The organism is Nitrosomonas marina (assembly GCF_900110145.1).
GTDB classification, from domain to species: domain Bacteria; phylum Pseudomonadota; class Gammaproteobacteria; order Burkholderiales; family Nitrosomonadaceae; genus Nitrosomonas; species Nitrosomonas marina.
The window spans coordinates 1-26,230 of record NZ_FOCP01000014.1; the positions used below are offsets into that span (position 1 = coordinate 1).

Annotated in this window: 30 protein-coding genes; 14 read left to right on the forward strand and 16 right to left on the reverse strand. The window is 49.5% G+C overall.

All coding sequences use genetic code 11. The annotated features are described in order from the left end of the window. Positions 1 to 177 (forward strand): methane monooxygenase/ammonia monooxygenase subunit C (locus BMX44_RS10280; protein WP_218143949.1); only part of this gene is annotated, 177 nt, incomplete at its 5' end. A gap of 107 nt (positions 178 to 284) precedes the next feature. Next, positions 285 to 836 (forward strand): hypothetical protein, encoded by a 552-nt coding sequence (locus tag BMX44_RS10285; protein WP_090632591.1) that lies wholly within the window; start codon positions 285 to 287, stop codon positions 834 to 836. Between the two features lie 228 nt (positions 837 to 1,064). Here BMX44_RS10285 and BMX44_RS10290 read toward each other — a convergent pair whose 3' ends face one another. Together BMX44_RS10290 and BMX44_RS10295 are read right to left on the reverse strand one after the other, a co-directional pair. Next, positions 1,065 to 1,532, reverse strand: a complete 468-nt coding sequence (locus BMX44_RS10290; protein WP_090632595.1) for a hypothetical protein — start codon at positions 1,530 to 1,532, stop codon at positions 1,065 to 1,067. 232 nt (positions 1,533 to 1,764) lie between these two features. Further along, on the reverse strand, positions 1,765 to 2,220 hold the full coding sequence (locus BMX44_RS10295; protein ID WP_090632598.1) for a hypothetical protein: 456 nt from the start codon (positions 2,218 to 2,220) through the stop codon (positions 1,765 to 1,767). A 322-nt stretch (positions 2,221 to 2,542) separates the two neighbouring features. Here BMX44_RS10295 and legP point away from each other — a divergent pair, with 322 nt between their 5' ends. The 6 genes from legP (at position 2,543) to BMX44_RS10325 (ending at position 6,806) form a co-directional block, all read left to right on the forward strand. Then, positions 2,543 to 3,568, forward strand: a complete 1,026-nt coding sequence (legP, locus tag BMX44_RS10300) for a Dot/Icm T4SS effector Zinc-dependent metalloprotease LegP (RefSeq protein WP_090632601.1) — start codon at positions 2,543 to 2,545, stop codon at positions 3,566 to 3,568. Between the two features lie 48 nt (positions 3,569 to 3,616). After that, positions 3,617 to 3,835: a hypothetical protein gene (locus BMX44_RS10305; protein ID WP_090632604.1), complete on the forward strand. Its 219-nt coding sequence runs from the start codon at positions 3,617 to 3,619 to the stop codon at positions 3,833 to 3,835. An 87-nt stretch (positions 3,836 to 3,922) separates the two neighbouring features. After that, positions 3,923 to 4,363, forward strand: a complete 441-nt coding sequence (locus tag BMX44_RS10310; protein WP_090632608.1) for a hypothetical protein — start codon at positions 3,923 to 3,925, stop codon at positions 4,361 to 4,363. Between the two features lie 33 nt (positions 4,364 to 4,396). Beyond that, positions 4,397 to 4,744, forward strand: coding sequence for a hypothetical protein (locus tag BMX44_RS10315; RefSeq protein WP_090632612.1), 348 nt, complete (start codon positions 4,397 to 4,399; stop codon positions 4,742 to 4,744). A gap of 64 nt (positions 4,745 to 4,808) precedes the next feature. Further along, positions 4,809 to 6,374, forward strand: coding sequence for a M6 family metalloprotease domain-containing protein (locus BMX44_RS10320; RefSeq protein WP_090632616.1), 1,566 nt, complete (start codon positions 4,809 to 4,811; stop codon positions 6,372 to 6,374). A gap of 126 nt (positions 6,375 to 6,500) precedes the next feature. Continuing rightward, positions 6,501 to 6,806, forward strand: coding sequence for a hypothetical protein (locus BMX44_RS10325; RefSeq protein WP_090632621.1), 306 nt, complete (start codon positions 6,501 to 6,503; stop codon positions 6,804 to 6,806). A 36-nt stretch (positions 6,807 to 6,842) separates the two neighbouring features. On the opposite strand, the gene BMX44_RS10330 is transcribed toward BMX44_RS10325, so the two are convergent. Both BMX44_RS10330 and BMX44_RS10335 read right to left on the reverse strand, forming a co-directional pair. Continuing rightward, the gene (locus BMX44_RS10330) at positions 6,843 to 7,658 is read right to left on the reverse strand and encodes an SDR family oxidoreductase (RefSeq protein ID WP_090632624.1); all 816 of its coding nucleotides are present in this window, start codon (positions 7,656 to 7,658) and stop codon (positions 6,843 to 6,845) included. Between the two features lie 16 nt (positions 7,659 to 7,674). Next, positions 7,675 to 9,501: a glycoside hydrolase family 15 protein gene (locus BMX44_RS10335; RefSeq protein WP_090632628.1), complete on the reverse strand. Its 1,827-nt coding sequence runs from the start codon at positions 9,499 to 9,501 to the stop codon at positions 7,675 to 7,677. 128 nt (positions 9,502 to 9,629) lie between these two features. Here BMX44_RS10335 and BMX44_RS10340 point away from each other — a divergent pair, with 128 nt between their 5' ends. The 6 genes from BMX44_RS10340 (at position 9,630) to mutS (ending at position 15,361) form a co-directional block, all read left to right on the forward strand. Next, complete coding sequence (locus BMX44_RS10340) at positions 9,630 to 10,307, forward strand: arginine N-succinyltransferase (protein ID WP_090632632.1); 678 nt, start codon at positions 9,630 to 9,632, stop codon at positions 10,305 to 10,307. Positions 10,308 to 10,448: 141 nt separating this feature from the next. Continuing rightward, positions 10,449 to 10,580, forward strand: a complete 132-nt coding sequence (locus BMX44_RS17425; RefSeq protein ID WP_281246247.1) for a hypothetical protein — start codon at positions 10,449 to 10,451, stop codon at positions 10,578 to 10,580. A 33-nt stretch (positions 10,581 to 10,613) separates the two neighbouring features. Continuing rightward, the gene (locus BMX44_RS10345) at positions 10,614 to 11,261 is read left to right on the forward strand and encodes a MotA/TolQ/ExbB proton channel family protein (RefSeq protein WP_090632636.1); all 648 of its coding nucleotides are present in this window, start codon (positions 10,614 to 10,616) and stop codon (positions 11,259 to 11,261) included. Then, positions 11,248 to 11,649: an ExbD/TolR family protein gene (locus tag BMX44_RS10350; RefSeq protein ID WP_090632639.1), complete on the forward strand. Its 402-nt coding sequence runs from the start codon at positions 11,248 to 11,250 to the stop codon at positions 11,647 to 11,649. The genes BMX44_RS10345 and BMX44_RS10350 overlap by 14 nt, the downstream gene beginning before the upstream one ends. A gap of 28 nt (positions 11,650 to 11,677) precedes the next feature. Next, positions 11,678 to 12,580 (forward strand): hypothetical protein, encoded by a 903-nt coding sequence (locus BMX44_RS10355; protein ID WP_090632774.1) that lies wholly within the window; start codon positions 11,678 to 11,680, stop codon positions 12,578 to 12,580. Between the two features lie 192 nt (positions 12,581 to 12,772). Beyond that, positions 12,773 to 15,361, forward strand: coding sequence for a DNA mismatch repair protein MutS (gene mutS, locus BMX44_RS10360; RefSeq protein ID WP_090632643.1), 2,589 nt, complete (start codon positions 12,773 to 12,775; stop codon positions 15,359 to 15,361). An 8-nt stretch (positions 15,362 to 15,369) separates the two neighbouring features. On the opposite strand, the gene BMX44_RS10365 is transcribed toward mutS, so the two are convergent. The 12 genes from BMX44_RS10365 to pyrH all read right to left on the reverse strand — a co-directional run bounded on the left by BMX44_RS10365 (position 15,370) and on the right by pyrH (position 26,213). Continuing rightward, on the reverse strand, positions 15,370 to 15,849 hold the full coding sequence (locus BMX44_RS10365; protein WP_090632646.1) for an FKBP-type peptidyl-prolyl cis-trans isomerase: 480 nt from the start codon (positions 15,847 to 15,849) through the stop codon (positions 15,370 to 15,372). Positions 15,850 to 15,897: 48 nt separating this feature from the next. Next, complete coding sequence (locus BMX44_RS10370) at positions 15,898 to 16,347, reverse strand: CopD family protein (protein WP_090632650.1); 450 nt, start codon at positions 16,345 to 16,347, stop codon at positions 15,898 to 15,900. 21 nt (positions 16,348 to 16,368) lie between these two features. Beyond that, positions 16,369 to 16,983: a ribonuclease HII gene (gene rnhB / locus BMX44_RS10375; RefSeq protein ID WP_245738902.1), complete on the reverse strand. Its 615-nt coding sequence runs from the start codon at positions 16,981 to 16,983 to the stop codon at positions 16,369 to 16,371. Positions 16,984 to 17,007: 24 nt separating this feature from the next. Further along, on the reverse strand, positions 17,008 to 17,451 hold the full coding sequence (gene fabZ, locus BMX44_RS10380) for a 3-hydroxyacyl-ACP dehydratase FabZ (protein ID WP_090632653.1): 444 nt from the start codon (positions 17,449 to 17,451) through the stop codon (positions 17,008 to 17,010). 86 nt (positions 17,452 to 17,537) lie between these two features. Next, entirely contained in the window at positions 17,538 to 18,095 is a 558-nt protein-coding gene (locus tag BMX44_RS10385) for an OmpH/Skp family outer membrane protein (protein WP_245738903.1), read from the reverse strand. Between the two features lie 29 nt (positions 18,096 to 18,124). Further along, entirely contained in the window at positions 18,125 to 20,455 is a 2,331-nt protein-coding gene (gene bamA / locus BMX44_RS10390) for an outer membrane protein assembly factor BamA (RefSeq protein WP_090632656.1), read from the reverse strand. 3 nt (positions 20,456 to 20,458) lie between these two features. Then, positions 20,459 to 21,826, reverse strand: coding sequence for an RIP metalloprotease RseP (rseP, locus tag BMX44_RS10395; protein WP_090632658.1), 1,368 nt, complete (start codon positions 21,824 to 21,826; stop codon positions 20,459 to 20,461). A 177-nt stretch (positions 21,827 to 22,003) separates the two neighbouring features. Then, positions 22,004 to 23,200 (reverse strand): 1-deoxy-D-xylulose-5-phosphate reductoisomerase, encoded by a 1,197-nt coding sequence (gene ispC, locus BMX44_RS10400; protein WP_090632661.1) that lies wholly within the window; start codon positions 23,198 to 23,200, stop codon positions 22,004 to 22,006. Beyond that, positions 23,197 to 24,021 (reverse strand): phosphatidate cytidylyltransferase, encoded by an 825-nt coding sequence (locus BMX44_RS10405; RefSeq protein ID WP_090632663.1) that lies wholly within the window; start codon positions 24,019 to 24,021, stop codon positions 23,197 to 23,199. The genes ispC and BMX44_RS10405 overlap by 4 nt, the downstream gene beginning before the upstream one ends. 101 nt (positions 24,022 to 24,122) lie before the next feature. Beyond that, the gene (locus tag BMX44_RS10410) at positions 24,123 to 24,872 is read right to left on the reverse strand and encodes an undecaprenyl pyrophosphate synthase (protein WP_090632665.1); all 750 of its coding nucleotides are present in this window, start codon (positions 24,870 to 24,872) and stop codon (positions 24,123 to 24,125) included. A gap of 1 nt (position 24,873) precedes the next feature. After that, positions 24,874 to 25,431 (reverse strand): ribosome recycling factor, encoded by a 558-nt coding sequence (gene frr, locus BMX44_RS10415; RefSeq protein WP_090632667.1) that lies wholly within the window; start codon positions 25,429 to 25,431, stop codon positions 24,874 to 24,876. Positions 25,432 to 25,499: 68 nt separating this feature from the next. After that, positions 25,500 to 26,213: a UMP kinase gene (gene pyrH / locus BMX44_RS10420; RefSeq protein ID WP_090632669.1), complete on the reverse strand. Its 714-nt coding sequence runs from the start codon at positions 26,211 to 26,213 to the stop codon at positions 25,500 to 25,502. Positions 26,214 to 26,230: the final 17 nt, after the last annotated feature.

Below are 26,230 nucleotides of genomic sequence, written 5' to 3' on the forward strand. Positions count from 1 at the left end.
TGGTTCATGGAAGAGCTGTTTAGCGCGCCGTTGCACTGGGGCTTTGTGATACTGGGCTGGGCCGGACTTTTCTCGGGTGGTATAGCTGCGCAGATTATTACGCGCTACTCTAACCTGACGGACGTTATCTGGAACAACCAGAGCAAAGAAATCCTTGACAACCGGATTGTTCCTTGAACATGTAATGTTTTGTAATTGTCCCCCATGATTTTTTGTCCGGATCATGGGGTTTAAAAAGAATGCTTCGTGGATGATCAAATCTTCCGGGGCAGGAGGTCTACAGAATGAAAAAAATCAAAAAAATATGGATGACAGGTGTATTACTCTTCACATTTTTTTACAGTGGTTTCGTAGCAGCGCACGGGAACGTTCCTTTGGAAAATGATGTTTGTGTACGCATGATGGCCGGCAGTATGGTGCATTTGAGTACTTATCAACCGCAATACGATCCACAGGCGGAATACTGCACCGAAATTCCGCATGAGGGGGAAACATTCTGGGTGCTGGATATTATCGACCATGCATTGCGAACGATGCCGATCGACATCAGAATTGTACGTGGAAGTGGTGATTCCACCGGCGATACCGTGGCATCCATGTATTCTACGGAGCACACGGATGGTGTCATCAAAGGGGCGTTTAATCTGGACAAAGGGGACTATACCCTGCTTGTAACCGGAGTGGGCATTCCTTCATTTCATTACGAATATCCGCTGAGCATACAGACAACCAATTATACGAACCTGTTTATCTCCGTAATCCCTTATATTCTGGCATTTCTACTGATTGCTTTCCTGACTGACAAATTTTTAAAGCGCAGGCAAATGCTACATTGAACACGGTTCCAGTGGTATCGTCACAACTAGAGCTGCATCTTGATGAAAAAAACCTCTGGTGTTGCCAGAGGTTTTTTTGATAACCTGCGAGACCATCCTGAAACTTCCTTTGAACTGCCACTCTTCGTGAACCAGTTTTCAGAAGCTGCCGATATGCGATAACAATCCCTGTTTACCAGTATGCGGCACTGTATAAGTTCATTTGAACAGGACTGGCGCCAGTGCGTTTTATATCACATTCATTTTAACAATGAAGTCATTGGGCAGCTGGTAAGCACAGGTCATTGATGACAGAATTGCTATCCACGCAATCGTAATAAACAAAGCGATCCCGGTTGTGATAATCAGGCTGCGGAAAGCGGCTTTGTTTTCCTTATCCATCGAATTACCCGGGCTATCTTTCGCGGTATTTTTTTTCACCCATGCAAACTCCCGGTAAACGCCGGTATATGTGGCAAAATTAGCGATCAGTATGGAGGTGCCCATCATGATACCCAATACCGGGAAAAGGAATGCCAGACCATGTACCATTCTCGTGTCAAAGGTTATTTGTGTTCCGTAGTGCACACCTTGCAGCAGTAAAAAAACGGTAATGAACACTGATTGCGATATAAGCATTCGCATCAATCTTTTTTTGATCCGGCTCGACTCGCGGTCCAGTTTTAGTTGATCAAATTGTTGCCATACATCATTCATCTGAGTATCCCAACGCAATTAAACGTTTTAAACCAAATTGTTGAAGTCAGTCTGCCAAAAAATTATTTATGAATATGTCACATATTACTAAGATTATGTCAATTCAATCAATTCATTTGTTGCCGTCTGGCAATCACACGCATGAATTTTTGTATCATGAAAACTACATACTGAATAAAAAAAACCCACCGAAGTGGGTTTGGAGAGCTACGTGTTAAACTGGTTACGTGATTTACAGGGCGTCAAGCGCAGTATCTACCTGCATACCTGCCTTGTTGACAGGCTGATTCATGGTATTCGTTGATTCGGCAACTGTTTTGCGAGCAGATTTCTCCATAGCGATTTTTCTGTGGTACAGCGCCTTTTGCATGTTTTCCTGAGCAGTTTTGTCGTATTCGTTAATTTTATAGGCCACATGTTTTTTGATATGTTGTCCGTTTCTGCCGAAAAAACTGCTACGCGGCTTGTTACTGAGCGCTTCCAGCTGCGCTTCTATTTTTTCCTGCATGGCATGCGCCATGTTTTCATATTTATCTGCGAGCGCTTCATGATCAACATAGGCTGTATTCACAGCATTCGGGCTGACCTGATGGTTCGGTGATGCTGCGAAGGCATTTACCGAAATAACGCTCATCACGGCGGTAATCGCTAAAGCAATCACAAATTCTTTTGCTTTGATTGTTTTCATGTGTTTACTCCTTAAAACTCAACTTGAGTACAAGTCTATATAAGTCAATCGCCTTCGTATATTGGGATAATTATTATTCTGCTATAAGTGAAACCATTAACATCATTGAGTTATCAGGAATTTTTCAGATATGCGGTAATAAATCGGCAGACAGGACCATTGGCCCGAATAACGTGAAACCAGCAATTGTCCATGGTTGAATCAGTGCAAAATTGACGTATGAGTGATTTTTATCACAGCATGGCGCACAAATCCACAATACCATGTAAACTACTATTACGCCTTATTCATATTCGACGACTTGCATGTCAGGAGGTTGAAAATGGCAAATCACACAGATATCGACAATGACGGCATGCTTTCCGGAGACCGAGTCCTGAAGGGCTTTATTTCCGGTCTGACTTTCAAGAACAAACCTGTTCAATATACTGTTGTAAACGGGTTCGCTTTTTTTGAAGGGGACATCATACTCGGTACGGCTGATGAAATGGCCGTACACACCAAAGCAGTACTATCAGGAAAAGCGGAAGCCATTCAGGATCACCTGCAGAGGGGCGTGGTCGTCACCGGTGCGCAATACCGCTGGCCGAATGCTCTGATGCCTTATGAAATAGATCCGGGCCTGTCCAATAAAAACCGGGTTACCGATGCGATTGCGCACTGGACCAGCAGGACCAATCTGAATTTTGTTGAACGTACCGCCAGCAACGCTGGCCGGTATCCTAACTATGTCCGTTTCAGATCGGGCAGCGGATGCAGCTCGAGTATCGGCATGCGTGGCGGTCAGCAGTTTATTAATCTTGCAAGTGGCTGCAGCACCGGCAATACCATTCATGAAATAGGGCACGCGTGGGGCCTGTGGCACGAACAAAGCCGGGAAGACCGCGATACTCACGTTGCGATTCACTGGGAAAATATCGAATCCGGTAAGGAACATAATTTTAACCAGCATATCAGCGATGGCGATGATTATGGCCCTTATGACTATGGCTCGATCATGCATTACCCGGCCAAAGCTTTTTCGAAAAATGGCAATGACACCATTACGACAATACCGCCCGGCATCGCTATCGGCCAGCGCAGCGGGTTGAGCGATGGCGATATCGCGGCAGTCCATGCAATATATACTACCTGGCATACGAACAAATCAGTAGTCCAGATATATGCAACGTATCACGCACAAAATGCCTGGGCGCGTGTCGAGGGTCTGGGATGGCGGAAAATCAAGACGGGTAACCCGGATGGCGTCACCAATACACTAATTGCGCTCAGCGAAGCAAAGGCAAATAACCGCACAGTCAATGTTTATGCGGATGGCAGCACAATTGAACGCGTTTACCTGAATTAGCAGACAACTGTGCATGTTCTTTTAACCACCAAAAGCGAGGATACGACCATGTGGAGTAACAACCAATCTGTCATTCAAACATACACTACTTTTCATACTGAGAATGCCTGGGCAAATATCAGCGGCCTGGGTTGGAGGAAAATCAGGACAGGCAATCAAGACGGCATCACCAATACTTTCGCACTGTTATGTGCCGCAAAGGCGAATGGCCGGTCTGTAAACGTTTATATTGTAGACAACCTGATCGAGCGTGTTTACTTGAACTAATTATTCCAGCCCGGGCTGTCATCCGACCCAAGGCTACCAAGGCACCAAGGCTGGCAGCGTGGGCAGCGATATGAGGAGAAACAGATCATGAATCACGAAATTACAATCAAAATTCCTATGATTGGCCAGTTCGGCACAGGTAACGATGCTGTTTCATCTGCGGATGCGTCAGCCGCTCCGCCACCAGATGAGATCGTGCAGGGCAGCGGCGGCTGGAGGGAAGAAGCGGTCGCACCAGGGCCCGATATGCAGTTTCCCTTAGAAGCAACGCTTCAAACAGACAACATGGTGCCCGGACCGGAAGCGACCATGATTGAAACGCAAGCCAGTGGTTGGGCGCCTGCACCGTCAGCCAGCGACCTGAGCGGTTCGGGAATAAGTAATTTGTCTGCAGAAACTGCACCACCACCGCCCGATTTGGACGATATGCAGACTCCGGATGCCGTGCCGGAGCCCGATATGGAAACAACACCTGCCGCCAGAACCAGAGAAAAAAAATCGGCCGGGCAATCGCGCGCAAAAAAATAGCCGCCGGATTGAAATGATAGAAAGTATTGAATCATGCGTGTTGCAGGTCAAGTCTTGATTGATAGCGATGTGGATACATTTCACGATGCTACATTGTATGTTTACGCCGAGGATGCGGGCATGCTGGACGAATCGGCAGTACCGCTGGGTGTCGAGCGGATTGACCATGTATCACACCGGAAAGGCGAAACGAGTGCGTTACCGTTTGTGGTGGATTTTACCGTTAAAAATCTGCACTCCGACACAATCGTCCGGGCGCATATCAGTATGTCCAAAACGCCGGAAATCCGTCGTGGAGATTGGGTCACCGTACAGGCATTTGCAGTCGATATGTCATCCCGGCACGATAACATGCTGCTGCAACTGCAAAAGGTAACATGATCGCCTGCGTTTGAATGTTTGCATTATAGGACGCTCGTTCTAATATTTATGAGAGGGACGCCAAATGTGTTATGAACGTTGTATAGCTCCTCCTTCACCGGAATTGGAGGAAAAAATTATCCGGTCCAAGCAACGCTTACGCGAGGGAATCGCCCTTCCAGGTAAAACTGACAAGGATGTACTGGATCAAAAAAGCGCTGCGTTGATTTTAACGCGACCGCCAAAAACCAGGGCGCATACGCTCATTTCTCCAACCAAGCAATTCAGTCCTATCGTCGGTGTCAGAAAAGCGCTGGTATTGTTGGTTGATTTTTCCGATAAAACTGCTGCGCAGACACAACAGCATTACAGCGACATGCTGTTTTCTTCAGGTACCTATGCAACCGGCAGCATGCGTGATTTTTACCGCGAAGCATCGTATGGCAGACTCGACGTCGTCGGCGAAGTCAGCGGTACCGGCGGTCCGACTGCGGGCTGGTATCGCGCGCCGCAAACCAAGGCATATTACACCAACGACGACTACGGCTTCGGCAGTTACCCGCGCAACGCGCAAAAACTGGTCGAGGACGTGATTGATCTGGCCGCACCCCATGTCAATTTTGCCGAGTATGATAACGACGGTGACGGCATCGTCGATGCACTGGTTATCATCGCAGCAGGATCGGGCGGTGAGGCCACGGGTAACAGGAGTGACATCTGGTCGCATAAATGGTCCATTGCACCAAAAACATACAATGGCGTACAGATCAGAAATTACTTTATGGCGCCTGAAGACGGACGTGTGGGCGTCATGGCGCATGAGCTTGGTCATTTGTTGATGCAATGGCCCGACCTGTACGATACGGACTACTCATCCAGGGGGACAGGGCGCTGGGATCTGATGGCGGGTGGCAGCTGGAATAACGGCGGTGACACACCGGCGCATCCGACAGCCTGGTGCAAGCTGCAGGCCGGATGGATAGCGCCCAAGGTTATTTTCAACGATACGCAGAATGTCAATATTCAGCCTTACCACAGTAGCGCCGATGTGTATAAGTTGCCAATCGGTGATGTGAACTCAAAGGAGTATTTTCTGGTAACCAACCGTCAGCAACAGGGATTTGATCGCTATCTGCCCGGCAGCGGCTGTATTATTGAACATGTTGACGATAACCAGGCCAACAATACCGACGAAAACCATTATCTGGTTGATATCGAGCAGGCTGATGGAAATCGTGATCTGAATACCAACGCCAACAGCGGCGACACCGGTGATGCATTCCCGTCCGGCGCGAACAATGTTTTTAATGACACCACAACGCCAAACAGCAAGGCCAATGATGGCAGCAGCTCCAGTGTCGATGTATCCGCAATCAGGCTGACGGGAAATACAATCAATGCAACAATCAGTGTCGGCACGGTTTCGACACAGGTATGGCTCGCCAATAAAATAATCGACCGTACTTATACCAGTTACCATACGCAGAATGCATGGGTGCATATCAAAAACACCGGGTGGCGGAAAATTAAATCCGATCATCCCGATGGCGTCACACATCTGTTAATCATGGCATGCGAGGCGCAGGCCAATAATATCCCTGTTACCGTCTATGTCGATGACAATACGATCTACCGGATGTATATGGTATGACGCAGAAACTGTGTCTGATATGTATCAGCCGAGAGGCTGACTGTCTCATCAGCGAAACGCTGATGAGACAGTCAGGTGTATTAAAGCGCGTCGTTTTGAATGAATAAACTGTAACCCGCAAAAGTCATGCATGATCAAAATCCATCCCGTCCGGTCACTGCAGCACCGAATGAGTCCCTGCTTAAACTCAGGCTAATTACCTGCAGTCAGTCGCAAGACGACGCACGCAAGTGGCTGCTCAGTTTTGAAATCATTGAGACGTCGGTTGTTTTCGGCCCGCAGTTTGCCGAACCCGGCAAAACCGTTGAAGGTTTTTCTTTTGAAAACTTTCAGAATTTCAGGCCGGGTGACACCCTTAGCGCCCGTGCCGAATATCTTGGCGGTGCGCACCATGGCTATTACCAGTTAACCCGGCCCGAAAAAAAAGATTGAGCAATCTGTTAACGATTCCGGGTAATCAGCCAGAATCTAGCCACCGTCAGCAAAATCGGCGAACAGTTCCATGCCGCCGTCGACAAAAAGAGTCTCGCCGGTGACGTAGTCGGCCTCGTCGGATGCCAGCCAGGCTACGGCAGCGGCGATGTCCTCCACCTTTCCCGCACGCCCATAGGGAATTTTTCGCATGATTTTTTTTCTGGATTCCGGATCCTGAAAATTATCAATATTGATCGGGGTCTTGACCGCGCCTGGCGCAATTGCATTGACACGGATCTGGTAAGGGGCAAGTTCCTGGGCGATCGTTTTCATCAGCATTGCGGCACCGGCTTTGGCGGCGCAATAATTGGCGCGCCGCGACCAGGGGATGTTCTGGTGCACCGAGGTAATAAATACCATGGCACCCGGCGGTCGGTCGATGTTGTCCCGAGATTGCCGCATGAAAAGCCGTGCGGCCTCACGTGCGCACAAAAAATGTCCGGTCAGGTCGACATTGATTACCGTGTTCCAGTCGTCCAGCGTCATATCGATAAAATCGCTGTCCCGCTGCAGTCCGGCATTGTTGACCAGCACGTCAAGCCGGCCGAATTGCTTTCTGATGGCTGTGAACAGGTTTACGACATCGTCTTCACGGCTGATATCCGCCTGCAAGCAGGTGGCATCTCCGCCTTGCGTCTTGATGGCATTGACAACAGCAGTGGCATCGTCCCTTCGTTCGAGATAATTGACAATGACATGACAGCCTTCCTGTCCGAGACGCAGGGCGACGGCCTTGCCGATGCCTGTAGCGGCACCGGTGATCAGGGCAATTTTTTTGTTGAGTGATTGTATTCGATTTGTATGTGTCATAGGTCGGTTGAGTTCATCAGTGGTTATCCTGTGACAGCAGTAGCTGGAGCTGGTAAGCGGCGCTGATCAATCCAAGATGTGTGAACGCCTGTGGGAAGTTGCCCAGCTGTTCACCTTTCAGGTTGATCTGCTCTGAATACAGCCCGAGATGATTTGCATATCCGAGCATTTTCTCGAAATACAGAATGGCTTTATCGATCTTTCCGGATTTGGCCAGGCATTCGATATACCAGAACGAACACATCGAAAAAGTCCCTTCTTCGCCGGAAAAGCCATCGCTGGCGCCATTGTCGAGATTATAGCGATAAACCAGTGAATCTGTGACCAGTTCACTCTCTATGGCTTGAAGTGTCGATATCCAGCGCGGTTCATTGGGGCTTAACATGCGTACCAGTGGCATCAGCAAGGCGGATGCATCCAGGGCATCCGCTCCGCGGTACTGCACAAAGGCCTTGCGTTCCGGATTCCAGAAATTGTGATAGACATCGTTAAACACTTCGTTACGTGTTGTCCGCCACCGCTCGAGCGGTGCCGGGAATGAGCGGTTTTCGGCAATCCGTAATCCGCGGTCGAGGGCAACCCAGGACATTACCTTGGAAATCAGAAATTCCTTTTCTCCATCACGCACTTCCCAGATACCATGGCCCTTTTGTTTCCAGTTCTCGCATACAAAATTGATGAATTTGGTCAAACTCAGCCAGAAATCATAACTGATTGGCTCTGCATTCTTGTTATACAGATAAATCGTGTCGATCAGCTCGCCAAAGATATCGAGCTGGAATTGATTGTACGCGCCGTTGCCTGAACGCACCGGTGTGGAGCCTTTGTATCCTTCAAGATGCGGGATTTCATGTTCTTCAAGATCGAACGTACCGTCGATCCGATACATGAGCTTAAGTTCGTCAGCCGAGTCGATTTCCAGGCTGCGTTGCTGTATCCAGTGAATAAACTGTCGTGCCTCGCGGTTATATCCGAGCCGGAGGAAGGCATACATGGTAAACGCTGCATCGCGGATCCAGGTATAGCGGTAATCCCAGTTACGCTGACCACCGATATGTTCCGGCAGACCGAATGTGGCGGCGGCAACGGTTGAACCGTAACGACAGGATGTGAGCAGTTTCAGCGTAATCGCGGAGCGCCTGACGATATCCTGCCAGCGACCGCTATAGGCCGACTGATTATTCCAGTTTCGCCAGAAATGCAACGTACGGTCAAAGTTTTTTTTTGCAAATGCTTTCAGGTCATCATCTGTGCCCGGATATTCAGAAGTATCTTCAGACAACAGCGCAAAGCAGATTTCATCCCGGGCTTTCAGATGAATTTCAGCCACAAGCCGGTCGTCTTCCAATTCAAAATCAACTGGACATATCAAACGAAATGCCTGTTCATTCGCCCCTTTGCTTTGAATGAGCAGAGTGCCGTTTTGTTTTGTGACACCAAATCCGAATTTGCCATAGGCAAAGCGTGGATTCAGTTCGACACGCACTGTGTGATCACCTTTGATGATTTTGAGCATTCTGATCAGTACGAAACGGTTGTTTTCTTCATCCACCGGCATAAAATCGGTCAATTCCGCGATACCCACATTGGTCAGGTATCGAGTGATCAGAATGGCGGTATCGGGCAGGTACAGCTGTTTGTGATTGACTTCGTCACACAGTATTTCAATGGAAAAAGATCCTCCGCTGCTCCGGTCGAGCAGCGCTGTAAAAATGGTCGGTGAGTCGAAGCGTGGATACGGCATAAAATCAATGGATCCCCACTTTGAAACCAATGCGGTTGTCTCCAGGTTGCCGATCAGGCCGTAATCCTCGATAGGGCAGTAGCGATCAGGTATTGTCATAGCGAAACTGGTTCTGATTGATGATTTGGTAGCAACAGTTTATACCATGCCGTCCCTTGAAATCAGTTAAAATGGACAATCATCAATAATGATCCATCATCATTCTGTATTTTTTCGACGGCGCGATTATGAACTGGACCCAAGTGCTGCTCATTGTCTTTATCACCATCCTGATTACTATCGCGGGCACCTACTGGGTGCTCAAGACGTATGTTTTCGCTACTGCATTCACTCCGGTATCGCTTAGCGCAGCGGAAGAACGGGCGCTTGATGACAAGCTCGACAAGCTGGGATATGCAAGGAGTACCGGGTTATCTTCCTCTTATCAGCAGGAATATTCATACCAGCCGCTTGAAGACGAATTTCATGAAGACGGCTATCTGAAACCTGAGCCATACTCCGAAGCGGGTGCAACACGAGAAGTCAGTTTTACCGAACGCGAGCTGAATGCGATGCTGGCCAAAAATACCGAACTGGCTCGCAAGCTGGCCATCGATCTTGACGAGGGACTTGTCAGTGCCAAGCTGCTGGTACCGTTCGAGGAGGATTTTCCGGTTTTCGGCGGTAAAACGCTTCGTGTCAATGCCGGTGTCGGCATGACCTATCGGAATGACAAGCCGGTAATTGTCCTTAGCGGCATCAGTATCATGGGCGTACCGATTCCGAATGCCTGGTTGGGTGGATTGAAGAATATTGACCTGGTGAGCGAATTCGGTAGCGATCCGGGGTTCTGGAAAAGTTTTTCCGAAGGTATCGAGCATATTCAGGTGGCACGCGGCCGGATTATTATCAAATTCAGGGAATAGTTGCACGCCATCATTAAGTGACGTTATCCATAACACCGCGTTTTCCTCGGCTATTATCCTAGTTCGTTTTTTCAGCATATCCAAGGCATAGCGGCCTGTCCGTGTCTGGTATTCGCTATCTTTTCAGCAATTCAGATTTTCATGCTACAACTGCGCACCGTCTATGGCAGTATAGTGGGTTTTCCGGTACCGGGAATTCGTGCCGGTATTTATGTTCAAACACCCGCACATACTCGAGTAAGGGAATTCATGTGCAAGCTGTGTGGGTCGTAACGTTATAGCTTTTTCGATATCTGGAGTAAATGTATGGAATATCTGAACCAAGCCTGGGTCATGCTGGAACTGGGCGGTATCATCATCCTGCCACTGTCGTTGCTGGGTGTGATCGCGCTGGCGATCATGCTGGAAAAGGCGTTTGTTTACTGGCGATTCGCAAGGCTTTCGAACGAACTGCTGAACCTCATCGAAACATACGGTTTCAAATGGGAAGACCTGGAAAAATTTCTGTCCGGGCTGGACAGGCGACATTATTACAAGCGGTTTTTCGAAGTCGTGATCGCCAACCGGCACCAGCCGTCATGGTGGACCGAGTCGCGTGCGGCGGACGAAGCGCAGATGATCGAAGCGTCATTGTCGCGCCGGCTCTGGGCGCTGGAAACAATCGTTACCGCTGCCCCGCTGCTGGGACTCGTCGGTACCGTTGTCGGCATGATGCGCGCCTTTCAGGTCATCGGCAGTGAAGGCATCGTCAACCCGACCGCAGTCACGGGCGGTGTTGCCGAAGCGTTGATTGCCACTGTGGTCGGTCTGTCGATTGCGCTGATTGCCCTGTTCGGATTCAATTATTTTTCGCGGCTGCAATCACAGACCATGGATGAAATGGAACGTCTCGGCACGCGCCTGATCGATCATATCCGCCTGGATCAAAAGGAAGACATTCATGAAACTGCGTAAAACCAGAACGCCGCGTAAAGGCTATATCCAGATCATACCCATGATTGACGTCATGTTCTTCCTGCTGGCGACGTTTATGCTGGCTTCGCTGTCAATGCAGAAGTTGGATTCTCTGCAGGTTAACCTGCCCCAAGGCCAGGCCGAGAAACTCAGCGCCGAGAAACCGGTCACGCTCACGCTGACCAAAGACAGTGAAATCTTTATCAACAAAGAATCCGTTACGCTTGACACGCTGGCCGTGACACTCAAACCGCTGCTCAAGAATGCACAGCAGAAACTGATCGTATCGGCGGACAACGAGGCCCCACAGGGTGTCGTAGTACAGGCAATGCTGCGCGCGCGGCAGGCGGGCGTGCAACAGTTTCTGATCGCGGTGCGGCATAAATAAGCTGATAATGCACGCGCCTGTTTCGACAATGACCGACTCCAGGTCCAGGGAAATCCGCCTGTGGTGGCCGCTGCCGCTGTCGGCGTTGATCTGGCTGCTGCTCATATGGACGTTTGGTTTTTTCCTGTCGGAATCCGATGACGAGATTGAAGTGGCTATTACAGTGCCGGATGCAATCGAAGCTGAATTTCTGGAACTGCCCGAGCTGGCACAGCCGCAGGAATCGGTGCCGCCACCGCGTAAAGGTGTCGAAACGCCTTCCGAGACACCACCGCAGGTTGAGCCCGAACCGGCGGTCAAAACTCCACCGCCGCCTCCTGTTCGTCCGCAGACGCCGCCTGTCAGATCCGATGCCGTGACAGTACCGAAGACGCAACAGCCCGAGAAAAAAACCACAACAGAAGCCACGCAATCCAAGAATGCCGAGACACCTGCTGATCTGTCGGAATATATCAACCAGAGGAGGCCGCAGCCGCAACAACACGCCGTCCCGGAGCGTCCTGCCGGAATTTTTGACGGTCCCGAATATGCCAGCAACAACAACACGCAACCGCAGTCATCCGCGGAGGAAATCCGCATGGCGAAAGTCCGGCGCAATCTGCAAACACCCGGTACCAGCGGTATTTTCCAGATCCTCGAGTTACGCACGACTTACGCGCGCTTTTCATTCCGCGCCTGGACCACCGGCATCAGTAATCCGCGCCGTGAAATCGTCCAGGTTGAAACGGAACCGGGTGGCGACATTGAACGCGCCGTGATCCGCCGCATGATTCAGCTCATTCGCCAGTACCACCAGGAAGATTTCAACTGGGAATCGCATCGCCTCAACCGCGTCATCGTCCTATCCGCCCGGCCGGGAGACCAGGAAGGACTGGAAAACTTTCTGATGCGCGAATTTTTCGGCGAACCGTTGCCGCCGTATATGCGGTAGATCAAGGTAGAGCGCAGAGTTGAGGTGTTTCCCTGATAACTCATGACCACTATCACGAAGCCTGCGCAGGATGCAGTTATCACTTCCGATAACTTGTAATGCGTTTCTAGTCTAGCGTCATTCGATGCTAAAATCCTGTTTCATGACACGATCAGTCCGCACCGTTTTACACCCATAATCCCCGTTATTTGGATGAAAAAAGAACCGCAGCACACACCCATGATGCAGCAGTATCTGCGTATCAAGGCACAGTATCCCGACATGCTGCTGTTTTATCGCATGGGTGATTTTTACGAACTGTTTTATGATGATGCCGAGAAAGCCGCCGGTTTACTGGATATTACGCTGACACGGCGTGGTACGTCAGCAGGCGAACCTATCAAGATGGCGGGGGTGCCGTATCATGCCGCCGAACAGTATCTGGCCCGGCTCGTCAAGCTCGGCGAGTCGGTCGCAATTTGCGAGCAGGTGGGGGATCCTGCTGCGAGCAAGGGGCCGGTCGAACGCGAAGTAGTGCGTATTGTCACGCCTGGCACATTGACCGACGCGGCTTTGATGGAAGACAAGCGTGACTGCATTCTGCTGGCGCTGACGATTCATGAATCCACACTCGGGCTGGCATGGCTGAATCTGGCAGCCGGCCAGCTACGAGTGATGGAAACGGTGCCCGAACAGCTGGTCAGCGAACTGGAGCGGTTGCAACCGGCCGAGATTTTGTTGCCGGAATCGCTGCGCTCGGTGCCGGACCTGAACGATCGCTGGATTTTGAAAACGCTGCCGCCGTGGCAGTTCGATCTCGACAGTGCCGTCCGCAGCCTGACGCGGCACTTTGAAGCACACGACTTGTCCGGCTTTGGCTGCGCGGATTTAACGACGGCACTGGGTGCGGCCAACGCGCTGCTCGAATATGCCCGTCTGACGCAGGGCAGCACCGCACTGCATGTGACGTCGCTGCAGGCGGTGCGTGACAGCGTATATGTGCGAATGGATGCGGCTACCCGCCGCAATCTGGAAATTTCCGAGACTATTCGCGGCGAGCGGGCCCCGACTTTGCAGTCGCTGCTCGATACCTGTGCCACCAGCATGGGCAGTCGCCTGCTGCAATTCTGGTTGCATCATCCGCTACGCAATCCATATGAAATTCAACAGCGGCTCGACAGCGTGGCGGACCTGATCGCGCACAATGCATATCCGACAGTGCGAGATTGCTTGCGGCATGTGGTCGATATCGAACGCATTACGGCGCGCGTCGCGCTGCGCACGGCGCGCCCGAGAGACTTATCTGGCCTGCGCGACAGCCTGAAGCTGTTGCCCGAGGCAGCAAAGGTGCTTGCCGCATGCGAAGCAAGCTGCATTGCGCAATTAATGCTGGATCTGCAGCCAGATCCAGCGCTAATAGACTTGCTGGAGCGAGCGATCCGTCCCGAGCCCGGTACTGTGTTGCGCGAAGGCAATGTGATTGCCGACGGCTATGATGCAGAGCTCGACGAATTGCGTGCCTTGCAGCATAACTGCGGAGAGTATCTGCTGCAACTGGAAACCCGTGAAAAGGAACGCACCGGTATTCCGAATCTCAAAGTGGAATATAATCGTGTGCACGGTTTTTATATCGAAGTTACGCATGCACACAGCGACAAGGTGCCGGACGATTACCGTCGCAGGCAGACGCTGAAAAGCGCCGAACGCTACATTACGCCCGAGCTTAAAACATTTGAGGACAAGGCGCTGGCGGCGCAGGATCGCGCGCTGGCGCGCGAAAAACTCCTGTACGATGTGCTGCTGGACAGGCTGTCCGAATCGGTGCAGACGTTGCAGCAAACCGCTGTCAGCGTAGCCACGGCCGATGTTCTGTGCGCTTTCGCCGAGCGAGCGCAGACGCTCGCTTATACTGCACCGGTGTTAACGCAGGACTCGATAATCGATATCGAGGCGGGGCGCCATCCGGTGGTGGAGCAACAGGTGGACAACTATATTTCCAATGACGTGCAACTGGGTCCGCAGCACCATGGCGGCCATCAGATGCTGATCATCACTGGCCCTAACATGGGTGGCAAGTCTACTTATATGCGCCAGGTTGCGCTGATTGCGCTGCTGGCGCACTGCGGCAGCTACGTACCGGCCCAGAAAGCGCACATCGGTCTGCTCGACCAGATTTTTACACGTATCGGCGCGTCGGACGACCTTGCAGGCGGGCGCTCTACTTTTATGGTGGAAATGACAGAGACTGCCAATATTCTGCATAACGCCACGGCGCAAAGCCTGGTGCTGATGGATGAAGTCGGGCGTGGCACGTCAACATTTGACGGGCTTGCTTTGGCTCTGGCGATTGCGCGCTATCTGCTGACCAGAAATAAAAGCTGTACGCTGTTTGCCACGCACTATTTTGAATTGACGCGGCTGGCCGAGGAATTCAGGCAAATTCGTAATGTTCACCTTGAAGCCGTGGAACACAAGCACCGCATCGTATTTTTGCATAAAGTCGCCGCAGGGCCGGCGAGCCAGAGCTACGGCCTGCAAGTTGCCGCGCTGGCGGGTGTTCCCGGTCGGGCAATACGCATGGCCCGAAAGCATCTGGCAGAACTTGAGAAGCACAGCGCCGACAGAACACCACAACTCGATCTGGTTTTTGACGAAACCGGATCGGACGCCGAAATCGAACCGCAGGAGAATCCGATAATCCCCTTGCTGAGAGCGATTTCACCCGATGAGCTGACGCCGCGGCAAGCGCTCGATCAACTCTATAAAATCAGGCAGATGCTGGATGAACAATCCGGGCAGTGATGCGATCGTTAATGCAGGTGTTCTTGCGGCCCTTGTACATGCTGATGCGCAACTTCTTCAGCTGTTGCCGGACGTACGTCGATCACCGTGCAGGTGAAATTCAGTTTCATGCCGGCCAGTGGATGATTGCCATCCACAACAACCTTGTCTTCTGCAATATCGGTCACGGTATATATCAGGTAATCGTCGGAATCCTCGGCAGCGCCTTCAAAACGCATGCCTACCTCGACATTTTCAGGAAAAGCATTGCGTGGTTCCAGACGAACAAGGCTGCTGTCATACTCACCGAACGTATGTTCGGGTTCCATTGAAACGGTACAGCTGTAACCGATCTCTTTTTCATGCAGCGCTTCCTCGACCATGGGGAAAATGCCGTCATATCCGCCGTGCAGATAGTTGATCGGCTCTTCTGTTTTTTCAATCAGATTACCTGACGAATCAGACAGTTCATACTGAAGCGACACTACTGTATCTTTCTCTATGCGCATATTGGTTCAACCTCCAGTTTTTCATATTAATAAGCAACGACGCTTTGCCTAGGTGTCCAGAATGGCAATGGCAATGGTTACAAACCCCAGAATCAGATTCAAGCCGACCAGAACACGTATCTGTATCAGTGCGATACCCGCCGACTCCCATTCTTCAGCTGCCACATAGCGTTTCAGTTTCCGGTAAGCAGTAAAATACACGTAGAGGAAGATCAGCATCATCATGGAACCGATGGCAAACATCAGATACACATTAAAAGGCAGGGCTCTAAATCCGCCCATTTGGGAAATCATATGCAGACCGCTTGCCAGAATCACTGTAATCGACAGCCATACCCAGTGAAAAAAACTGGCGAAAACCATCTGCCAGAATTTAAGCATTTGCGGTGGTGATGGCAGCAGCTGGTTGACAACCGGCCTTAAAACCATATAGGCGAAGAACATGCCCCCTACCCAAATAACAACACCCAGTATATGCAGTACTTTCAGGGTTTCCATATTGATTCCTTCACGAATAATTCAGCGATTAACGATAGATTGAGCAATTGCCTGAACAGGTGCGAAGCTTCGTCGGTGTATTTCTGTTATACCATACATTTGCAAAGCGTCGATATGCCGTCTGGTTGGATAGCCCTTGTGTCGGTCAAAACCGTATTCCGGGAAGCGCCGGTGCAGCGCCATCATTTCGGCATCACGTGCGGTTTTTGCCAGAATGGATGCGGCGGAGATTTCGGCAACCAAGCTATCCCCCCTGATCACGGTGCGCGTCGGGATTTCGATTTTCGGGCTCTGCGTGCCGTCAATCATGACCAGATCGGGCGCCACCGGTAACAGCGCGACTGCTCTTTGCATGGCCAGCAGCGTCGCTTGCAGAATATTCAGCTGGTCTATTTCCGCTACCGTTGCCGATGCCACCGCCCAGCCACGGGCGTGCTGTTTGATCGCAGCTGCCAGGCTGTTGCGTTTTTTTTCACTCAGTTGTTTTGAATCTGTCAAACCCGGCAAGTCAAACTGTGTGCCCAGCACTACGCAAGCCGCCACTACAGGCCCAGCCAGCGGTCCGCGTCCAGCTTCATCGACGCCGCCAACCAGCTGCCAGGCTTGGCGGGATACAGTTGCAATGGTCTGCAACAATCGGTCTCCGCTTAAAGTTGCCGCTTATACACTTCTCGCAGTACACATCAATTTGGCTTCTGTCACTAGCTGATCGTCAACTTCGGCTCGGGCACTATATTTCCACAGCCCTTTTATTTCACGGTCGATAGATACTTTGAGAATAAGCTGGTCTCCAGGCATTACCGGTTTTTTGAAACGGACGTTATCAATACCGACAAAATAATATACCGTATCTTCTTTATTGGATTCTCCACCGGATTTAAGCGTCAACAGCGCTGCTGCCTGTGCCATTGCTTCAACAATCAACACGCCGGGCATCACTGGATGATGCGGAAAATGGCCCTGAAAAAATGGCTCGTTGATCGAGACGCTTTTCACTGCGACTATGCTTTTTCCAGTTTCAATCAACAACACCTTATCCACCAGCAACAATGGATAGCGGTGCGGCAAATATTTAAGAATTTCATGGATATCCATGGTGTTCATGTGTTTTCCCTTATGGATTCATTGACTTTTTCGCTGCGCACAGTATAACCGGGCAGTGTATAGATTTGTGATTCGATGAGGCTTGATTATGGCTGAATCGAATTTTTTCCCTTTTTGGTGTTCAGTGTTTCAATGACCTGGTCAGTGATGTCGATGCGCTGACTGCGGTACACGGAATCCTGCAGCTGCAGAATCAGATCGTAATTTTCTTTTTCGGCTATGTAATGAATTGCTTTGTCGGTCAACTCCAGAATGGCGCCATACTCTTCATTTTGACGTACAGTCAAATCCTCGCGCATCTGGCGCTGCGCTCGCTGGTAATTGCGGCTCAGGTTCGCCAGTTCTCGTTCCAGTTCCCGCCTGTCGGTTTCATTCAAGTTGGCGCTTTTTTTTTCCAGCTTCTCCTGCAGTGTTTTGGCTTGCTGTGCCATCTCCTTGATTTCAACATCGCGCGGTATGAATTCCTGGTCTATTCTTTGTTGAGCATTCAATGCCGGAATGGACTCACGTAGAATCTTTTCCGTATTCACAACGCCTATTTTAATACTTTCGGCATAATTTAACGGGCTAAACAGCAGCAGAATACCTGCTGCTGACAGAATAAAAAGGCTGCGAAGTTTCCACCACAGGTATTTAATATTCAATAGAATCTCCTGAACGGTACGAACTCAGCCTAAAATTGTTGCCCGAACAGAAACTGGAACATCTGCAAGTTATCCTCGGGTTTGTCATTGAGTGGTTTGGCGAGACTGACCTTCAAGGGCCCCATCGGCGATACCCAGGTTACTGAAATTCCAGCAGAAAAACGTAACAAATCGGGCAGGCCCTGATCTACCGAGAATCCATCCAGCATTACGGTTTTACGCTTGAAACTATCAAATACAGCGCCGCCATCGATAAAAGCACCCAGACGGACAGACCGGTCGTCTTTCATAAATGGCATGGGAAACAATAGCTCCAGATTGGCAACTACGCGTTTGCTGGCACCGAGTGCGAATGTTCGGTCAGAACCCGGAACCGGTTCTCTCGGGCCCAGTGAATTCAGATCGTATCCGCGCACGGAATTGTTACCGCCTGCGAAAAAGTTTTTAAAGAAAGGTAGCGGTTTGTCTGCGTAACCGTCACCGATACCAAATTCGGTATTTAAAAATAACGTAAATGTTTTGGTCAATGGGAAGTAGGTTTTCTGATTGTAGCTGACCTTGTAGTAATTCAGATCGACCCCCGGAATACTGACTTCACCGAATAAACGGTGTGTTGTGCCCGATGTCGGATAAATCGCACTGTCACGCCGGTCGCGCGCCCAGCTAACGGTAAACGGCAGATTGTTTGTAGTCGAGCCAAACTCATCGACAAATCTGACTGTTCTCGGAAGGCTGTTTTCGAAAACACCGATCTTGGTCTGTTCAGCACCTGCACCGAATGAAATGATATCATTCTCAGCGATGGGCAGGCCGAATCTCAGGATAGCACCTGATGTCGTTGTTCTAAAAGCATTTACCCTTGATAAGCGCGATGTATTGAGGTCTCGTCTGAATATATCAAAACCCAGACTGATGCCATCGACGGTAAAGTAAGGATTGTTAAACGAAATAGCAAACACGCGGTTAATACGGCCGGTATTTACCTGAAAACTGAAATGATTCCCGGTGCCAAATATGTTGTTTTGCGAAACAGATCCATTCAGAATCAGTCCCTCGCGGTCTGAAAAGCCCGCGCCAAACATGATTGCACCGGTCGGTCTCTCCTCAACGTGGACATTGACATCGACCTGGTCGGGGGCATCCGGAACGGGCGGTGTCTCCACATTGACGCTATTGAAAAACAACAGTCGGTCAACGCGCTGCCTGGACAGGTTGATTTTCGAAGTGGAGTGCCAACCACCTTCCATCTGGCGGAATTCACGTCGTATTACTTCATCTTTGGTGCGATCATTACCGGTAATATTGATTCGGCGTATATAAACCCGTCGTCCCGGATCGACAAAAAACGTGAAAGCCGCTTGTCTGTTTTCATGATCCAGTTCGGGTGCTGCGTTTACATTTGCAAAAGCATAGCCGTCATCGCCGAGACGATCGGAAATCAGCTTCACCGATTCGGTCAACTTCTCGCGTGCAAACACGTCGCCAGGCTGCAACAGTATAAATTCCTTCAGTTCTTCTTCAGGCACAATCAGATCACCTGCCAGCTTGATATCAGAAACGGTATACTGTTCACCTTCGGTAATGTTGACGGTGATATAAATATCCTTCATATCCGGCGTAATCGAAACCTGGGTGGAATCGATATTGAATTCCAGGTAACCACGGTCAAGATAATACGAACGCAATGTTTCCAGGTCTGCGGACAGCTTTTGCTTGGAATACTGATCGTTTTTGGTAAACCAGGTGAGCAGATTGGGTGTAGTCAAGACAAACAGGCCGCGCAATGCCTTGTCATTAAACGCTTCGTTGCCGACAAAATTAATTAATTTGATACGGGCCGTGCGTCCTTCGTCAATGTCGAAATTAATAGCGATGCGATTACGATCCAGCGGTGTCGTCGTGGTGGTGATTTTAACGGCATATTTTCCGGTGCTGAGATATTGCCGCTTTAGTTCCTGTTCGGCGCGGTCCAGTAAAGAGCGGCTGAAAATACGCGATTCGGACAGTCCGGCCTGTTTAAGCCCTTCCTTGAGTTTGTCCTTTTCAAATGCCTTGGCGCCATTGATGTTAATCTGCGCTATCGCTGGACGTTCCTCGACCTGAACAATCAGCACACCCCCTTCAGTTTTTAACTGTACATCCTTGAAGAATCCCGTTGCATATAAGGCTTTGACTGCTTCGGTAGCTTTGGCTTCATCAATGATATCACCAACCTTGACAGGCAAATAGCTGAAAACGGTTCCGGCTTCGGTGCGTTGAATACCTTCAACCCGGATATCCTGAACAACAAACGGCTCGCCGGCCCATACTGATACAGCGCATAACAAGCTGAGAAGCGCGACAAGATACCTGTAGTTCATTATCTAACCAGTAACCAGTCGGTGTATATCGTTATATATTGCAAACGTCATCAGGGTAAACAACATTAAAAGGCCTACTTTCTGACCAATAATCATGGTCTTCTCCGAGACTGGTGAACCTTTGATTATTTCAATGACATAATACATCAGGTGTCCGCCATCCAGAATCGGGATTGGCAACAGATTTAATACGCCAAGGCTGACGCTGATCAATGCCAGAAATGCAAGATACGAAGCCAGTCCCATCTGCGCGGACTGGCCAGCGTAGTCCGCAATGGAAATCGGCCCACTCACATTTTTCCAGGAAACGTCGCCGGTAATCATTTTAGAGAGCATGCTCAACGTAAGCACCGTAGTTTCCCAGGTTTTGTTCATTGCGATGATGACCGCCTCGCCAGCTGGATAGGTAACCATAACACGCATTTCATCAAACAGCGATTGGTCTATTTCCGGCATTATGCCGATGCGGCCAACCGTTTTTCCGTTATCGACAACCGAGTCGGGCGTAACGGTCAAAGTGATGACCTGATCGTCACGTAATATATCAAGTATCAGCGGCTGCTCCGGACTCTGCTGTACTTCGGGTACAAATTCAATCCAGCTATAAACATCCCGGTCATTGACGGCCAGGATTTCATCGCCTGCACGTATTCCGGCGCGTTCACCCGCACCATCAGCCATGACTGTTGCAATCACCGGCTTGATTTCAGGCTGAAAGAGATTGAAACCAATAATACCCAGTACGTTGCCCTCCAGGTCGTCAGGATGAATACCGCTTAAATCGAGTTGGCGTCGATTGATACCACCGTTCTGATTTACTGTTTCGATGGGTACCGCACTTGACCGCCCCACTGCGAAGCGCAGCAATGTCCAGCGCGCGTCCTGCCAGCTTTCTACCGGTTCGTTCCCAATACGGACGATGGTTTCACCTTGCTCGAAATTTGCCCTGGCTACTGGCGTGTCGGGCACGACCGGTCCAAGCACGGGTTTTATACCTTCGACACCCAAAACAAACATGAACCAGTACATAACGATTGCCAGTAAAAAATTGGCCAAGGGTCCGGCGGCCACAATGGCAAAACGGCGTCCGACGGGTTGGCGGTTAAAGGCGCGCGGTAAATCTTCTTTTTCGACCTTGCCTTCATTCTCATCCAGCATTTTGACATAGCCACCCAGTGGAATGGCCGCGACAACCCATTCGGTCTGATCTCTGCCTATGCGTTTTCGAAACACGGGCTGACCAAAACCGACAGAGAATCGTAGTACCTTAACGCCATTCCAACGTGCAACGAGGTAGTGACCGAATTCGTGGAAAGTAATCAGAATGCCCAGGGCTACGACAAAAGAAATGATTGTGAAAAATATTGACATGTCAGCTCAGAATGTGAAATCGCTATTGAGATTCGTTGAATAAATCGGGTGTGAGCCAGAGCATTTTGTTATCGTTATCCCGAGGCCGCTTGATATGATATGTATATTCTTGATCCATGGGTCGCCAGTTAGAAACCGCACTATATTATCATTAGAAAAATCAACACAACATGAAATTTAAGCAATCTGCCTGATGGTGCCCAGCCAATCCCGGGCGGCATCACGTGCATTACTGTCAACCTCGAGAACATCACCGAGCGAATGCATTGCTTTTTTCTCAAAAGTATCCATGACATGCTCAATCATGGCGGGAATTGCAGTGAAAGGCATCTTTTCATCGAGAAATGACTCGACTGCGATTTCATTGGCAGCGTTGAGAATTGCAGGCATGTTATCACCCATCTCCAGCGCTCTGTACGCCAGCTTCAGACAGGGGAAGCGCTTAAAATCCGGTTTCTCAAAACCCAGCTGAGCGACTTCAAACATATCTAACGGGGATACGCCGCTTTCAATTCTTCTTGGATAACCCATGGCATGCGCAATGGGTGTGCGCATATCCGGATTTCCAAGTTGTGCCAGAACTGAGCCGTCAATATATTCAACCATAGAGTGAATCACACTTTGCGGATGAATGACGACCTGTATGTGTTCGGGTGCTGCATTGAACAGCCAATGCGCCTCGATAACCTCAAGCCCCTTGTTCATCATCGTCGCTGAATCGACAGAAATTTTGCGCCCCATGTCCCAGTTTGGGTGAGCACATGCCTGTGCAGGTGTTACATTTGTCATTGAATCCAGCGGCGCGTTCCGGAAAGGTCCTCCCGAGGCGGTCAATAATATGCGACGAATGCCTTTGCCAGGAAGATCTCCGCCAAAATCATGGGGAAGTGACTGATGGATTGCATTGTGCTCGCTGTCTATCGGCAGCAGTGTCGCGCCGTGCTGCTTGACTATATCCATGAAGATACGTCCTGCCATGACCAGCGTTTCTTTATTTGCCAGCAATACCAGTTTTCCGGCCTGTGCTGCAGCAAATGTCGGACGTATACCGGCTGCACCGACAATAGCCGCCATAACCACATCCACGTCGGGCAGCGAGGCAACTTTCTCCAGCGACTCAACGCCTGATAATACTGTTGTATCAAGACTGCTTTGGTCAATTGCCTGTTTGAGGTGTTCAGCCTGAGCAGTATCCAGCATTACAGCATAACGTGGCCGGAATTGTTTGCACTGGGCTAGCATTTTATCAATATTGTTATTTGCTGTTAGCGCTGTGATCCTGAACAGATCGGGATGGCGGTTAACAACATCAAGTGTGCTTTCACCGATACTGCCTGTTGATCCCAGAATCGTCAAATGGCGTAATGTATTCATAGTAGAGAAGAATTAAAAACCAGTAGTGCCAGTATAGCGAAGGGTAAAGTGGATGTTAATGCATCGATACGGTCCAGAATACCACCATGTCCCGGAAGAATTCTACCGCTGTCCTTGAGCCCTGCCTGACGTTTGATCAGTGATTCAAACAAATCGCCGATAATGCCAAGAATGGCGAGTACCAGAAGCAGTGGTACCAGTGACTGAAGATACGCTCCATCTGCAAAAAAATATACCCAAATGAGTCCGTAGAGCAATACGGCAAAGATGGCACCGGCCACTCCTTCCCAGGTTTTCCCTGGGCTGATGTGATAGGCAAGCTTATGTTGACCGAATGCGCGGCCAGTAAAATAGGCTGCCGTGTCAGAAACCCATATGGTTCCCATCAACCCCAGCAGCAGCATCGGGTTGATGGCGCGTAACTGATACAGTGCGAGTGCTGTCGGCAGCAGTACCAGCCATCCGATTCCCATCATCACCAGAGTGTGATGCATAACAGTCGAAGTTTTCAGCATCAGCGGCACGCAGCCTATCCAGAACAGCGTTGACAATACATAAATCCAGACTGCAGTATAGGCATAGGGAGTGCTTTGAACCGCTTCGCTTAACAAAAACAGTAATTCGCCGCCCAGTAATGTTGTCAAGATCATGAAAATAACCGTATTTCTGACCGAGAAGCGTGCCAAATGACACCACTCACGTGCACCGATGACTGTGATGACAAGTAATAAGGTGGCCCAGAAAATATCCTGTAAATAGAATAATGCAGATAAAAACAGCGGTAAAGCGATGAGTACAGTGAGGATGCGGGCTTTCAGCATGATTTTCTCAGTACTGCAGGAACGCGTTCTGATGACAATTGATAAAATTATTCATAACTATTATCTAACTTGTCTAGGATTAAATTACCAGAATGGCCAGTTCATTGTTGAATCTGTTCGCTGGTCTGTCCAAAACGCCGTTCCCGCTGTTGATAAGATTGTATTGCCATATTGAATTCATTTTCATCGAAATCCGGCCAAAGCGTATCGGTAAAGTATAATTCCGTATAGGCAAGCTGCCAAAGCAAAAAATTACTGATGCGGCATTCTCCACCGGTACGTATAAACAAGTCGGGTTCGGGTGCGTAATACATGGAAAGGTACTGCGCAAGTTTTTCTTCATCAAATTGAATCGGCAGTTCAGATGAATTTTCCATCATTTGCTGTATGGCCTGCATGATATCCCAGCGTCCGCCATAGTTTGCGGCAATCGTCAGTGTAAGCTTGGAATTTTTTGCGGTTAATTGTTCACCTTTTTTAATGAACTGAATAATCCGGGATTCGAATCTGGAAATATCACCGATCACTTTGAAGCGTATTCCATTTTCATGCAGTTTGGATATTTCCTGTTCCAGAGCACCGGCAAAGAGCTGCATCAAGAATGAAACTTCATCTGCCGGGCGCCGCCAGTTCTCGCTGCTGAATGCAAAAAGTGTCAGGTATTCGACACCGTGATCAGAACAGGATTTGATGACATTGCGGACTGTTTCGACGCCTTGCTTATGCCCAGCCATCCGTGGCAAATAACGCTTTCTTGCCCAGCGACCATTTCCATCCATAATAATGGCTATATGCTTCGGTTTCAGTCCGGTTTCAGGTATTTCTCGCGTGGAGCTTGTACCTTGAGACATATCAAATGGCCATTAATTCCGCTTCTTTTGTTTGCAGAACTTTTTCGATTTCGGCAATATAATGATCCGTTAATTTTTGTATTTCATCCTGCCCCCGGCGTTCGTCATCTTCTGTTATCTCCTTGGATTTCAGTAGCTCTTTTAAATGAGAGTTGGCATCCCGGCGTATATTACGCATGGCAACACGGACATTTTCCGCTTCCTGCTTGACGACTTTTGTCAGTTCTTTTCGACGTTCCTCGGTTAACGGGGGCATTGGGACACGTATGGTTTCACCAACCGACATGGGATTTAGTCCGAGATCTGATTCACGTATGGCTTTTTCAACTGCACTAGCCATTTTTTTCTCCCATGGCGTAACACCAATGGTACGTGCATCAATCAAATTGACATTGGCCACCTGATTAATGGGAGTGGGCGCACCATAGTAATCGACCATTACATGATCGAGCAGACCGGTATGTGCACGTCCGCTCCTGACTTTACTCAAATCGACTTTCAGGGCCTCAAGGCTTTTCTGCATTTTCTGTTCAGCAGTTTTCTTTACATCAGCGATCATAATCATTTTTCCATAAGCTGCGCACCTGCAGTAATTGATAACGAATGAATATTACAGCCGGAGCCGGGTTAAATCATGACAAAGGTCCCTTCATCTTCTCCGATAATAATGCGCCTGAGCGCTCCTGGCTTGAAAATACTGAATACATTGAGGGGTAATTTCTGATCTCTGCATAATGTCAGGGCAGTTGCATCCATTACCTGAAGGTTTTTTGCAATTGCATCGTCAAAAGAAATCTTCTGAAAACGCGTTGCCTGCGGATCTATATTAGGATCACTGGAATAGATGCCATCGACTTTGGTCGCTTTGAGCATAATGTCGACATTCATTTCCATACCACGCAGGGCTGCAGCTGTGTCAGTCGTGAAGAAAGGGTTTCCCGTTCCGGCGGCAAAAATAACTACCCAGCCTTCAGACAAATAACGTATCGCTTTACCGCGGATATATGGTTCAACAACCTGATCAATACGTAAAGCAGATTGTATTCGAGGAACAAGGCCTGCCTGTTTCATTGCGTCCTGCAGTGCAAGCGCATTCATAACGGTTGCCAGCATTCCCATGTAATCGGCTGTTACACGATCCAGTCCATCATTGGCTGTCTTCATACCTCGGAAAATATTACCGCCACCGACAACAATGGCAATTTCGACACCCAGCGCATTGATTTCTGCAATCTCCGAAACAATACGCCCGATTACAGCTTGATTAATACCATAGCTATCATCACCCATAAGCGCTTCTCCCGATAGCTTGAGAAGAATGCGCCGATATTGAGTAGACATGAGCGTGCTGTTAGAAA